Here is a 12,717-nt window from a genome sequence, read left to right as displayed (position 1 = left end):
CCCGTCCCCGCGTCCTGCGCCGGCCTACATCGCGGCCGCGAACTCACGGATGAAGAGCGTCTGGGTCACGATCATCCGCTCGATCTCGTCCGGGTCGACCGACTCGTCGGAGGCGTGGATGCGCGACTGCTTGGTGTCCTCGGCTCCCCACAGCAGGATCGCAGCGTCGGGCGCGACCTTCTTGAGGGAGGCGACCAGCGGGATGGACGCGCCGCTGCCGATGGACTCGACCTCGCGCCCGTACGCCTCCCGCATGGCGTCCATCGCGGCCGGGATCGCGGGGTGGCTCTCGTCCACCCGGAACGCGTGCCCGACCTTCACCTTCTCCACCTCGACCACGCAGTTCCAGGGCCGCTGCGACCGCAGGTGCGCCATCAGCGCCTCCAGCTGGGCGTCGCCGTCCGAGCCGGGGATGATGCGCATCGACAGCTTCGCGGTCACCGACGGCAGCAGCACGTTCGACGCCTCCGCGGTGTTCGGGAGGTCCATCCCGAGCACGGTCACGGACGGCTTCATCCAGATCCGGTCGGCCAAAGAGCCGGTGCCCAGGAAGTCGACACCGGGGAGGATGGCCGAACCTTCCCGGTACACCGGCTCGTCCATCGCCGCCCCGTCCCAGTGCCCGGAGTCGACGCCGGGGATCACCGTGTCGCCGTTCTCGTCGTGCAGTGTGTCGAGGATGCGGATCATGGCCGTCATCGCGTCCGGCGCCGCCCCGCCGAACTCGCCGGAGTGCACCGGGTTGGCGAGCGTGCGCACGGTGACGGTGCAGGCGACGTCGCCGCGCAGCGCCACCGTGAGGCCGGGCCGGCCGACCTCCTGGCCGCCGATGTCGGCGATGACCGCTGCGTCGCAGGCGAACAGGTCGGGGTTGGCCTCCACGAACGCCTCCAGGTGCGAGATGGTCTCCTCCTCGCCCTCCGACAGCAGGATGACCCGGCACGGGCGGTCGGCGCCCAGCAGCTTCAGCGTCGCGTAGTTGGCGACGAGGCCGGACTTGTCGTCGGCGGCGCCGCGGCCGTAGATCCGGCCGTTCTCCTTGCGCGTGGGCTCCCACGGCGGGGTCGACCAGCCCTGGCTCTCCGGCGCGGGCTGCACGTCGTAGTGCGCGTACAGCAGGACGGTCGGGGCGCCCTCCGGCCCGGGGAGGTCCGCGTAGACGCAGGGGTAGCCGCCCGGCACGTCCAGCAGGCGGACCCCCTCCGCGCCGGCCGACGCGAACAGGTCGACCACGGCCTGGCCCATGCGGTGCACGGGCTCCGGGTCGAAGCCGGGGAAGGCGACGGACGGGATGCGCACGAGGGCGTCGAGCCGTTCGAGCACGTCGGGCATCAGCGCCTTCGCGGCGCCGGCCACCTCGGTTGCGGTGTCGGTCATGATGGAGTTCCTCCGGATGCGACGCGGTACGGCGGACGCCGGTCAGTGGACGACGAGCTGGATGAGCAGGCCGGACGCCACCACGGCGACCCACGAGACCAGCATCGGTATGGTGAAGGAGTGCCAGATCGGCACCTGCGTGAGTTTCGTGGACCCGGTCCTGTCGGTCTCGACGGACGCGATCTGCGAACCGTTGGCCGGGAACAGCCAGACGCCGATCAGAGACGGCCACATCGCGGTGATGACCCCGGGCGCGAGGCCCGCGCTCAGTGCGATCGGGATGAGGGTGTTGGTGGTGGCCGACTGACTGGTGGTCAGGCCGCAGACGATGAACAGGGCGACGGCCAGCAGCAGCGGGTTCGCCTTGATGAGCTCACCCAGCGGCTTGATGATGGTCTCCTCGTTGGCGGAGATGAAGGTGTCGGCCATCCAGGCGATCCCGAACAGCGCGACCGCCGCCACGTAGCCGGCGCGCAGCAGCGGCTGCTCGACCACCAGCGACGGCTTGACCCGCCGCACCAGGATGATGACCAGCGCGACGGTGAACATCACCATCTCGATCACGGTCGCCATCGGGATCGGCTGCGGCTTGCCCTCCGCGTCCGGGAACGCCGGGCGCAGCGACGGGAACAGGCCGAGCAGCACCACGAGGAGGGTGCCCACGACGAAGATGTACGCGGCGGTTGCTCCTCCCGGCGGGACCGGGTGCTCGATGGCGGACGCCTCCTCCTTGGAGAGCCGGCCGGCGCCGCGCGGCGGCTTGGTGGCGACGGCGGTGGGCGCCGCGCCCTGCTCGCCGGCGCCGGCGTCGCCGGCGTCGCCGGCGGTCGCCGTCGCGGGCGCCGCGCGGCCGACCTGCTGCTCGTAGCGGCGCTCCAGCGCGGCGGGGACCTCGACCGTCCCGTCCTCCACCCGCTTGAGGAACACCGGGTCGCTGAGCAGCTCCTTGCCGACCCGCTGCTGCACGAACGAGGTCACGATGCAGGCGACGATCGCCGAGGGGATGGTGATGGCCAGCACCTGGGGGAGGCCGAAGCCCTTTGACTCCATCAGCACCAGGTAGGCGGCCATCGCCGCGGACACCGGGCTCGCCGTGATCCCGAGGCCCGAAGTGACAGTGGAGGCCGCGAGCGCCCGCTCCGGCCGCTGGCCGTTGCGGTACGCCGTCTCGTAGATGACCGGGATCAGCGCGAAGAAGATGTTCGAGGTGCCGGACGGCACGGTGAAGACGAACGCGACCAGCGGCGCCACATAGGTGAGGCGTCTCGGGTTGCGCTGGATGATCTTCGACGCGATGGACACCAGGTAGTCGATGCCGCCCGCGGCCTGCATCGCGCTGGACGCCGTGATGACGGCGATGATGATGAAGAAGGCGTCGATCGGCGGCGAACCGGGCGGCAGCCGGAAGACGAAGACGAGGACCGCGGTCCCGACGACCCCCCAGAGGCCGAGACCGATCCCACCGGTCCTGACCCCCAGCACGATCGCGCCGATGACGACGCAGCCCTGGATGATGACCAAGGCGATTTCCATGATCGACCTCCCCGCGTGGTCTGTGCTCGGCCACAGGATGCATCACCGGTTCCGAGTTGGGCAGGGGGCAAACCCTTCGAATTGTCTCCGATTCCGAAGTTTTCGAAACGCGCGAAAACAGGTGTAGCCAGAGGCATCCGCGCGGAGTTAGATTCCCGTCGCCGGTAAGAGGGCCGGCACTGGAGGGGAGGATGCGAAATGAGCAACTTCTGGAGTTACGTCTGGCTGTTCTTCTGGTGCTTCGCGTTCGTCGCCTACCTGTTCGCGCTGTTCGCGATCATCGGCGACCTGTTCCGTGATCACACGCTCAACGGGTGGTGGAAGGCCGTGTGGATCATCTTCCTGATCTTCGTGCCGTTCCTCACCGCGCTGATCTATCTGATCGCACGCGGACGCGGGATGGCGGAGCGCAACATGAAGGAGGCCGTCGACACGCAGGCCGCGGTGGACGCCCACATCCGCGAGGTCACCTCGACCGCCAGCCCGGCCGACGAGATCGCCAAGGCCCAGGCGCTCCTGGACGCGGGGGCGATCTCCCCGGAGGAGTTCGCCCACCTGAAGGCGCGCGCACTCGCCTGACCACCCGGGCGACTCGTCGCCCGTCCACCGGCTCCGGGTGCCGCAGCGGTTCAACCCCGATGCGCAGCGGCACCCGCTGCAGGGGCGCCGCGCGCCGGCGCGTCACGGGGCGCCGGCGCCGGGGCCGATCGGGAACGGGAGCCGGCGGGAGCGGGATCCAGCGGGAGGGGAGGGACCGGCATGACCGCAACACCCGGCACCAAGCGCATGACGGTGCTGCAGGCGACCTACATCGGCGTCGGGTCGATGGTGGGCGCGGGGATCTTCGCGCTCCTCGGCGCCGCGGGGGCGGTCGCCGGCGCCGCCGTCTGGCTCTCGTTCCTGATCGCGGGGATCATCGCCCTGCTGCAGGGCTACTCGTTCGCGAAGCTCGGCGCGAAGTACCCGTCCGGCGGCGGCATCCTCACCTTCCTCTCGAAGGGCTACGGGGAGGGCCACGTCGCCGGGATCGGTGCTTGGCTGTTCTTCACGGCGGGATCGATCGTGGTCGCGATGATCGCGTCGTCGTTCGGCAGCTATGCAAGCTCCGTCGTCGCGCACGACGACCCCACCTGGGCGAAGGTCCTCGGCGTGCTGCTCATCCTGGTGATGAGCGGGCTCAACACCATCGGCTCGGCGGCGGTCGCGCGCGTGCAGTCGGTGATCGTGAGCGTCGTGCTCGTCATCCTCGTGCTGTTCGCGGTCGTGACGATCGCCACCTGGAACCCGGCGCTCCTCGCACCCTCCGGTTACCCGGGCTGGACGCACATCATCTCGAGCGTGGCGCTGACCTTCTTCGCGTTCCTCGGCTTCGGCGTCATCACCTTCACGGCGAAGGACCTCCCGAACCCGGCCCGGCAGCTCCCGCGGGCCATCTACTTCGCGCTGCTGATCGCCACCACGGTGTACGTCGCCGTGTCGCTCGGCGTCTTCGGGACGCTGACAGCGGACGAGGTGGTGAAGTACGGGTCGACGGCGCTCGCCGAGGCGGCCAAGCCGGTGCTCGGCCAGGCGGGCTACGTGCTGATGGTGGTGACGGCGCTGTTCTCGACCACCGGAGCGGTGAACGCGGGGCTGTACCCGTCGATCGGGATGACCCAGCACCTCGCGAGCGTCGGCCAGTTCCCGCCGTTCTTCGGCCGCAAGTGGGGGCCGTTCCCGGCCGGCCTGGTCGTGATGGCTGTGCTGGCGATCCTGCTGGTCTCCTTCTTCAACCTCAACGCGATCGCCTCGATCGGCAGCGCGGTCGCCCTGCTGGTCTTCTCGGCGGTCAGCATCGGCCACCTGCGCATCCGCCGCCAGACCGGCGGCAACATCGTCATCCTGTGGATCGGGCTGCTGGCGACGCTCGGGACGTTCGTGATCTTCAGCACCACGACGCTGGTGAACGAGCCGAAGACGGCGTTCGCGCTGCTGGCGATCCTGGTGCTCGCCGTGGTGATCGACTTCGGGTGGAAGGCGGCCGCGCGGGGGAGGCGGGCGCGGGCGGTGTGACCGCCGTGCCGCGCGGAGACAGGAAGACACGGCTGGTTCTCCTTCCGAAGGGCGTTCGGAAGGAGGCCGCGGGGCGCGGCGCCCGGAATCTCCTGCGGAAGTGGCGTCAGCTTGCCGCCCGCTCCGCTGAGTCGAGGATGGCGTCGACGCCCATGCGGAAGATGTCCTCGTCGCGCAGGTCGCGGAGCTCCGCCGCGACCGAGGCGATGTGGGAGTGGGTGAGCGGGTCGACCAGGAGCGGGCCCTCGAACCAGGCGTTGGTCACGCGGGTGTCGTCGCTCGCCGCCGACGGAGTGGTGCGCCCGCGGGCGATTCCGGCCGCCTCCGACAGGACGTAGGACGCGAACAGGGCATAGTGGCGGACCAGGTCCGAGCCGCTGAGGCCCGCCTCCGCGAACGCCGCCAGGATGTACTCGATCGTCGCCAGCTCCGCCGGGCCGTTCGTGGTGAGGACGGTCGCCTCCAGGGCGATCGCCGGGTACTGCACGAAGGTGTTCAGGGTCGCGCGCGACAGGGCGCGGAGGCGGTCGTCCCACGCGCCGGGGGCGTCCGCCAGCTGTGCGAGCGCCACCGCCTGCACCTCGTCCAGCAGGGCCTTCATCAGGTCGTCCTTGCCACGGAAGTGCCGATAGACGGCGGTCGGGTCGACGCCCAGCGCCGTTCCGAGCGCGCGGATGGAGATCGAGGTGTTGCGCGGGCTCGCGGCGATCTCCAGTCCGGCCTTCACGATCGTCGCACGATCGAGGCGCTTGGAGTGGTCGTGCGTCAACGCTTCAGTCACGCGTCCACCCTAGCCCATGCCAACAGCAATGTCAGCAGTGTTGACATTGGCGTTGAACGTCTTCTAGCATCGGCTCGATCCACTCGATGACGAAGGGAACCGGCGCGATGGCCGACGCAACAGCGAACGTGGTAGACCTGATCCTGACCGGAGGTCAGATCTTCACCGGGACGGGGCAGCCGCTGACCGGCCACGCCGTGCTGATCCGCGACGGGCGGATCCTCGGGATCGTGACCCAGGAGTCCGTCGGGACCCACCGCGGCCCGGCGACCGAGGTGGTCGACCTGGGGGGCGCGCTGCTCAGCCCGGGCTTCCAGGACGCGCACATCCACCCCGTCGGCGGCGGCGTCGAGCTCTTGCAGTGCTCGCTGGCCGACTCGGCCGACGCGGCCGACGCCCTGCGCCGGGTGGCCGAGTACGCGGCCGAGCATCCCGCGACGGATGACGCGAGCGCCTGGATCCTCGGCGGCGGCTGGTCGATGGACCACTTCCCGGGCGGCGCCCCCGCGCGCGGCCTCCTCGACGCGGTCGTGGGCGACCGGCCGGTGCTCGTCGCCAGCCGCGACCACCACAGCCTGTGGGCCAGCACCGCCGCGATCCGGCTCGCCGGGCTCGACGCGAGCACGCCCGACCCGGTGGACGGCCGCATCGAGCGGGAGGCCGACGGCTACCCGGCAGGCACGTTCCACGAGGGCGCGGGCGACCTGTTCGACGCGGTCAAGCCGGACATCGACGCCGACCTCGCCTACGCCGGACTGCTGCGCGCCCAGAGCGAGCTGCTGAAGCTCGGCGTCACCGGCTGGCAGGACGCCATGATCGGCGTCGTCGCCTCGATGCCCGCCAACCTCCCCGCCTACCGCCGCGCACTGGAGGAGGACACCCTCATCGCGCACGTCCGCGGCGCGCAGTGGTGGCTGCGCGACACCGGCGCGGAGCAGATCGACGCGATCGTGCGGCGCCGCGACGAGTTCGAGGCTCTGGACGACGACCGCTTCTCGCTCGGCACGGTCAAGATCATGGTCGACGGCGTCGCCGAGAACTTCACGGCGGCGATGAAGTCGCCCTACCTGGACGCGCACGGCCATGAGACCGCCAACTCCGGGCTGTCGTTCATCGACCCGGAGCGGCTGGCCGAGTACGTCACGGAGCTCGACCGGCTCGGCTTCCAGGTGCACTTCCACGCGCTCGGCGACCGCGCGGTGCAGGAGGCCCTGGACGCGGTCGAGGCCGCCCGCGACGCCAACGGCGAGAGCGACGGCCGGCACCACCTCGCCCACCTCCAGGTGGTGTCGGAGGAGGACGCGACCCGCTTCCCGCAGCTGGGCGCCGTCGCCAACCTGCAGGCGCTCTGGGCCTGCCACGAGACCCAGCTCGACGAGCTGACGCTGCCGTTCCTCCAGGACGGCCTGGAAGCCCGGCAGTACCCGTTCGGCGACCTCGACCGGGCCGGCGCCCGGCTGGCCGCCGGCAGCGACTGGCCGGTGTCGAGCGCGGACCCGATCGCGGCCATCCACATCGCCGTCAACCGGGTCTCCCCGGGATCGGCCGACGCCCCGCTCGGGGGAGAGCGGCAACGGCTCGACCTCGCCACCGCGTTCGCCGCCTACACCTCGGGCTCAGCGTACGTGAACCACCGCGACCACGACACCGGCACCATCGCCCCCGGCTACCGCGCCGACCTGGTCGTGATCGAGCCGAACCCGTTCGCGGTGCCGGCCGACCGCATCCACGAGAGCACGGTCGTCTCCACCTGGGTCGGCGGCGTGCCCGTCTACGTCCGCGATCAGCCGGACACCGCGATCGCCGCCGCCGCCACCGCCTCCGTCTGACCCGACCCCCACCCCCACCTGCACAGGAGGATCACGCAATGCCTCGACACCGCACCCGACACCGTCTCGTCCTCGCGACGGCGGCCGTCCTCGCCACCGGGCTCGCGCTCGCCGCGTGCTCGCCCGCCGGCTCCGGCGCCTCATCGTCCGGCGCCCACCCGGCCTACCGGCTCACCGCGCAGACCCCGGCCCCCTCGGGCGACATCGACTCGTTCACCTGGGTCTCGTACGCGGAGCCGTACTCGCTCGACTACGCTTACGCGTTCGACTACTCCGACAACCAGGTGCTCTCCAACGTCTGCGAGTCGATGCTGCGCCTGAACCCGGACTACACGATCTCCGCAGGGCTCGCCGAGTCGTACAGCAACCCGACACCGACGACCTGGGTGTACGAGATGCGGCCGGGCGTCACCTTCCACGACGGCACCCCGATGACCGCCGCAGACGCGGTCGCGTCGATGCGCCGCCACCTCGACCCCGCGGTGGGATCGTCGTGGTTCTCCGTGTACCAGAATGTCGCGTCGATCGACCAGACCGGCCCGATGGAGGTCACGGTCACCCTGACCAAGCCGGACTCGCAGTTCAACCTCGGCATCAGCGGCGCCGCCGGCGTCGTGGAGTCCGCCGCGACGCTCGCCGCGAAGGGCAAGAACTACGGCAACTCGACCGGGCTGGTCAACTGCACAGGGCCGTTCGAGCTCACCTCGTGGAAGTCGGGCGAGTCGGTGACCCTGACCCGCTACGACAAGTACTGGGATACGAAGCTGAAGGCCAAGGCCGGCAAGGTCACCATCCTCTTCATGACCGACCCGAATGCGCGCGTGAACGCGCTGACCTCCGGCCAGGTCGACGGCGGCTGGATGGTGCCGACCGAGGCCATCCAGAAGCTGAACTCGACCAGCGCGGGGAAGCTCTACTTCGGCCTCAACACCGCGGTCGGCAGCCTGATCGTCGGCAACCTGAAGGGCGCGCTCGGCGACCTGAACGTCCGCAAGGCGCTGCTGATGGCGATGGACCGGCAGGGGATCGTGGACGCCGCGGTGAAGGGCTACGGCTCGGTGACCAGCGCGCTGACCACCGAGTCGGTGTGGGGCGAGGCCTCCGATGCGACCAGGAAGGCCGCGTTCTCCGGTCTCGACTCCTACACGTACGACGTCGCGGCGGCGAAGAAGCTGGTCGAGAAGGCCGGGGCCACCGGCAAGACGATCACCATCCGCACCGCTCCGATGGGCGCCGACTTCAGTGTCGTCGCTCAGGCCACGGCCGCGGCCGCGGAGTCGATCGGGCTGAAGGCGAAGATCCAGACGATGACGCCCGACTCGTACACGACGCTGTTCTCCGACCCGACGGCGCGCCAGGGCGTCGACCTGTTCTACACCTCCTGGTACCTCTCCACCCCGGACCCGCTGGAGATGTACGGCGTGCTGCGCACCGGCCAGTTCAGCAACTACGGCAACTGGTCCGACCCGCAGTTCGACGCGCTCGTCGACCAGGCGGTCGCCATCGCCGACCCGAAGGCGCGCGCCGAGAAGTCGGTCGAGCTCCAGAAGATCGCGAACCAGCAGCTCCCGTGGCTGCCGCTCTTCCAGGGCCCGATGACGGTGTTCGTCGGCAAGAAGATCACCGGGGTGGCGCCGTCCGTGGCGTTCCTCTACTACCCGTGGGCGGCCACGCTTGGCGCACGGTAGGGCGGCCGCGCGGCGGGTCGCGGGCAAGCTCGGCTCGCTCCTGCTGACGCTGTTCCTCGCCTCGCTCCTGGTCTTCTTCTCCCGGTTCCTGGTGCCGGGGAACCCGTTGAGCTTCCTCCTCCGGGGGCGCAAGCCGTCCCCGGAGGCGGTGGCCCAGGTCACCGCCGAGTTCGGCCTGAACCTGCCGCCCTGGCAGCAGTACCTCAACTGGCTCGGCGGGATGCTGCACGGCGACTTCGGCCGCTCGCTGCAGTACCGGCAGTCGGTCGCCACGGTCATTGGCGACCGGCTGCCGGTGACCCTCGGGCTCGTGGTGATGGCGGGGCTGATGATCACCGTCGTCGGCCTCGTCGCCGGCACGGTCGCCGCGCTCAACCGCGGCAGGATCGCCGACCGGGCGACCCTGACCCTGCTGACCGTGCTGGGGGCCATCCCGTCGTTCGTCGGGTCCATCGTGCTGATCGCGGTCTTCGCCGTGCAGCTCGGCTGGTTCCCCGCGTTCGGCTCGGGGACCGGCTTCCTGGACATGGCCTACCACCTGGTGCTCCCGTCGATCGCGCTGGCGATCGTCTTCGTGGTTCTGATCGGAAAGGTGACGCGCATGTCGATGGTCGAGCAGCTCGGCCGCGAGCACGTGGAGGTCGCGACCAGTCGCGGCCTGAAGCGCGCCACGGTCGTCCGCCGCCACGTCTTCCGCAATGCGGTCGGGCCGATCCTGACGGTCAGCGGCATGCTGGTCGCCGGGCTGCTGGTGGCGACCTCCATCGTGGAGTCGGCGTTCGGCATCTCGGGCATGGGATCGCTGCTGGTGCAGTCGGTCGACCGGCTCGACTTCCCGGTCGTCCAGGCGATCGTGCTGTTCGTGGTCACCGCGTTCATCGTGGTGAACGCGATCGTGGACCTCCTGGAGCCGGTCATCGACCCGCGCGCGGCGGCCGGGGAGGCCGGACGATGAGCGCGCCCACCCCGACCCTCGCGCTGAAGGTGATGCGCTCGACCGTGCGGAAGCCGGCGCGGCTCGGCTTCACGGTGTCGCTCGTCGTGCTCGCGGTGATCGCGCTCGCGGCGGTCTTCGCCCCGTTCATCGCGCCCTACGATCCCGACCACGTCGACTTCTCCGCCGTCTACGCGAACCCGAGCCCCGCGCACTGGCTCGGCGCCGACGCCCTCGGCCGGGACACCCTCAGCCGGATGATCTTCGGCGCTCGCACGGCGCTGCTCGGCCCGCTGCTGGTCGTCATCGCCTCCACGCTGCTCGGCATCGTCCTCGGGCTCGTCGCCGGCTGGCGGGGAGGCTGGCTCGACGCCACGCTCGCCCGCGTCTTCGACGTGCTGTTCGCGTTCCCGTCGCTGCTGATCGCGATCATGGCGGTCGCGCTGTTCGGCAAAGGACTCGTGGCGCCGGTGATCGCGATGAGCATCGCGTACTCGCCGTTCGTGGCGCGGCTGACCCGCCAGCTGGTCGCGACCGAGCGGACCCGGCCGTACGTCTCGGCGTACCGGGTGCAGGGGTTCGCCGGATCGTGGATCGCCGTCCGACGGGTGCTGCCCAACGTCGCGCCGACCGTCGGCGCGCAGTCCACGCTGAACTTCGGCTACGTGCTCGCCGAGCTCGCGGGCCTCTCGTTCCTCGGCCTCGGCGTGCAGGCGCCCACGGCCGACTGGGGCGCGATGATCAACGAGGCCCAGGCCGGGGTCGCCGGCGGGTACTTCCTGCCCGCGATCGTGCCCGCCGTGGCCGTGGTGATCGTGGTCGTCGCCGTGAACGTGATCGGCGAGGAGCTCTCGGACCGGATCGGTGGAAGGAACCTCCCATGACCCTGCTCGAGATCTCCGGGCTGACCCTCGACCTGCCACCCGCCGCGAAGGGCGCGACGGGCCGGCGGCTGCTCGACGGTATCGACCTCGCGGTCGCCCACGGGGAAACCGTCGGGCTGGTGGGGGAGTCGGGCTCCGGCAAATCCCTCACCTCGCGCACCGTGCTCGGCCTCCTGCCCGAGCGGGCGGAGACCACCGGCTCGGTGCGGCTCGACGGCACGGACGTGCTGACCGCGAGCCGCCCGGAGCTGCGGAGGCTGCGCCTCACGACCGCCGCGATGGTCTTCCAGGACCCGCGCGCCGGGATCAACCCGATGCGCACGATCGGCGACCACCTCACCGAAGCCCTGCGGCTCGGTGAGGGACGCCCGGCCGCCGAGGCCCGGGCCCGCGCCGTCGAGCTGCTGGAGGCGGTGCACCTGCCGCATCCCGAGCAGCACCTGCGGCAGTACCCGCACGAGTTCTCCGGCGGGATGCTGCAGCGCGTGATGATCGCCGGCGCCCTCGCCGGCTCGCCGAAGCTGCTGGTCTGCGACGAGCCGACCACGGCACTGGACGTGACGACGCAGGCGCAGATCCTCGACGTCCTCGCCGAGCAGCGCGACCGGAGAGCGATGGGGATGCTGTTCATCACCCACGACCTGACCCTCGCCGCCGCCTTCTGCGACCGCGTCTACGTGATGCGCGAGGGGAAGGTCGTCGAGCAGGGCACGGCCTCCCGCGTGCTCCACCAGCCGGTGAACCCGTACACGCAGCGGCTGGTCGCGGCGACGCCCACCATCGAGGTGACCGGGGACGAGCCGCGCGAGCGCGCGGCGGACGGCCGGGCGCCCGTGCTCGACGTGCACGACCTGGCGAAGACCTACCAGGTGCGCGGCCGCGGTCCCGTGCGCGCCGTGACGGGAGCCTCCATCGCGATCCCGGCCGGCGAGGCGCTGGGCGTCGTGGGGGAGTCCGGGTCGGGCAAGTCGACGCTGGCCCGGATGATCGTCGGCCTCGAGCAGTCCGACTCCGGGACGGTCGAGATCGACGGCGTCGCCCAGGCCGGGCGGCCGCGCACACGCGCCGACCGGCTGCAGCACGCGCGCCGGGTGCAGATGGTGTTCCAGGACCCGTACCTCTCGCTCGACCCGCGGATGACCGCGGGCCGTGCGGTCGAGGACGCGCTGCGCCTGCACCACCCGGGCCTCGGCACGGCGGGCGCCCGCGCGCAGGTGCTCGAACTCCTCGGCCAGGTCGGCCTCGTGGAGGCGCACGCCCAGGCGCTGCCGCGCACGCTGTCCGGCGGCCAGCGGCAGCGCGTCGCGATCGCCCGGGCGCTCGCGATCGAGCCGGCGCTGCTCGTCATGGACGAGGCCACCAGCGCCCTCGACGTCTCGGTGCAGGCGCAGGTGCTCGACCTGGTCGCCGACCTCCGGCGCGAACGCGGGCTGACCGTGCTGTTCATCAGCCACAACCTGGGCGTCGTACGCACGGTCTGCGAGCGGACGGTGGTGATGCGCTCGGGCGAGATCGTCGAGGCCGGCGCGACCGTCGACCTGCTCTCCGACCCGCATCACGAGTACACCCGCCTGCTGCTCGACTCGGTGCCGCGGGCGGAGCCCGACCCGGTCGCCTGAGCGGCCGCACCTTCTCTATC

The 12,717-nt window shown here is 71.0% G+C and carries 10 protein-coding genes; 7 read left to right on the top strand and 3 right to left on the bottom strand.

All coding sequences use genetic code 11. The features are described 5' to 3' along the window. Positions 1-24: 24 nt before the first annotated feature. Complete coding sequence (locus HNR13_RS15750) at positions 25-1,377, bottom strand: M20/M25/M40 family metallo-hydrolase (RefSeq protein ID WP_179607281.1); 1,353 nt, start codon at positions 1,375-1,377, stop codon at positions 25-27. Between the two features lie 42 nt (positions 1,378-1,419). Further along, a complete protein-coding gene (locus HNR13_RS15745; RefSeq protein WP_179607279.1) occupies positions 1,420-2,910 on the bottom strand; it encodes an anaerobic C4-dicarboxylate transporter family protein in 1,491 nt (496 codons plus the stop codon). A 198-nt stretch (positions 2,911-3,108) separates the two neighbouring features. Between HNR13_RS15745 and HNR13_RS15740 the strand changes: the two genes are divergently transcribed. Together HNR13_RS15740 and HNR13_RS15735 are read left to right on the top strand one after the other, a co-directional pair. Next, complete coding sequence (locus tag HNR13_RS15740; RefSeq protein WP_179607277.1) at positions 3,109-3,489, top strand: SHOCT domain-containing protein; 381 nt, start codon at positions 3,109-3,111, stop codon at positions 3,487-3,489. A gap of 180 nt (positions 3,490-3,669) precedes the next feature. Next, a complete protein-coding gene (locus HNR13_RS15735) occupies positions 3,670-4,962 on the top strand; it encodes an APC family permease (RefSeq protein ID WP_179607275.1) in 1,293 nt (430 codons plus the stop codon). 106 nt (positions 4,963-5,068) lie between these two features. Here the strand turns inward: HNR13_RS15735 and HNR13_RS15730 are convergent, their stop codons facing one another. Continuing rightward, positions 5,069-5,743, bottom strand: coding sequence for a TetR/AcrR family transcriptional regulator C-terminal domain-containing protein (locus tag HNR13_RS15730; protein ID WP_179607273.1), 675 nt, complete (start codon positions 5,741-5,743; stop codon positions 5,069-5,071). Positions 5,744-5,829: 86 nt separating this feature from the next. Between HNR13_RS15730 and HNR13_RS15725 the strand changes: the two genes are divergently transcribed. The 5 genes from HNR13_RS15725 to HNR13_RS15705 are packed head-to-tail and all read left to right on the top strand — an operon-like array spanning position 5,830 to position 12,697. Next, positions 5,830-7,572, top strand: coding sequence for an amidohydrolase (locus HNR13_RS15725; protein ID WP_246312787.1), 1,743 nt, complete (start codon positions 5,830-5,832; stop codon positions 7,570-7,572). Between the two features lie 38 nt (positions 7,573-7,610). Continuing rightward, on the top strand, positions 7,611-9,260 hold the full coding sequence (locus HNR13_RS15720) for an ABC transporter substrate-binding protein (RefSeq protein WP_179607271.1): 1,650 nt from the start codon (positions 7,611-7,613) through the stop codon (positions 9,258-9,260). Next, complete coding sequence (locus HNR13_RS15715; protein ID WP_179607269.1) at positions 9,247-10,215, top strand: ABC transporter permease; 969 nt, start codon at positions 9,247-9,249, stop codon at positions 10,213-10,215. Before HNR13_RS15720 ends, HNR13_RS15715 begins: the two co-directional genes overlap by 14 nt. Then, a complete protein-coding gene (locus tag HNR13_RS15710; protein WP_179607267.1) occupies positions 10,212-11,078 on the top strand; it encodes an ABC transporter permease in 867 nt (288 codons plus the stop codon). The genes HNR13_RS15715 and HNR13_RS15710 overlap by 4 nt, the downstream gene beginning before the upstream one ends. Next, entirely contained in the window at positions 11,075-12,697 is a 1,623-nt protein-coding gene (locus tag HNR13_RS15705; RefSeq protein ID WP_179607265.1) for a dipeptide ABC transporter ATP-binding protein, read from the top strand. Before HNR13_RS15710 ends, HNR13_RS15705 begins: the two co-directional genes overlap by 4 nt. Positions 12,698-12,717: the final 20 nt, after the last annotated feature.

This window comes from Leifsonia shinshuensis (genome assembly GCF_013410375.1).
In the GTDB taxonomy this organism is placed as follows: Bacteria; Actinomycetota; Actinomycetes; order Actinomycetales; family Microbacteriaceae; genus Leifsonia; species Leifsonia shinshuensis.
This window is presented reverse-complemented; position numbering and strand designations above follow the sequence as displayed.

What these genes read in the sequence shown, in the direction of transcription:
- HNR13_RS15750 (WP_179607281.1), bottom strand. Translation starts at nt 1,377, where the DNA reads ATGACCGACACCGCAACCGAGGTGGCCGGCGCCGCGAAGGCGCTGATG.
- HNR13_RS15745 (WP_179607279.1), bottom strand. Translation starts at nt 2,910, where the DNA reads ATGGAAATCGCCTTGGTCATCATCCAGGGCTGCGTCGTCATCGGCGCG.
- HNR13_RS15740 (WP_179607277.1), top strand. Translation starts at nt 3,109, where the DNA reads ATGAGCAACTTCTGGAGTTACGTCTGGCTGTTCTTCTGGTGCTTCGCG.
- HNR13_RS15735 (WP_179607275.1), top strand. Translation starts at nt 3,670, where the DNA reads ATGACCGCAACACCCGGCACCAAGCGCATGACGGTGCTGCAGGCGACC.
- HNR13_RS15725 (WP_246312787.1), top strand. Translation starts at nt 5,830, where the DNA reads ATGACGAAGGGAACCGGCGCGATGGCCGACGCAACAGCGAACGTGGTA.
- HNR13_RS15720 (WP_179607271.1), top strand. Translation starts at nt 7,611, where the DNA reads ATGCCTCGACACCGCACCCGACACCGTCTCGTCCTCGCGACGGCGGCC.
- HNR13_RS15710 (WP_179607267.1), top strand. Translation starts at nt 10,212, where the DNA reads ATGAGCGCGCCCACCCCGACCCTCGCGCTGAAGGTGATGCGCTCGACC.
- HNR13_RS15705 (WP_179607265.1), top strand. Translation starts at nt 11,075, where the DNA reads ATGACCCTGCTCGAGATCTCCGGGCTGACCCTCGACCTGCCACCCGCC.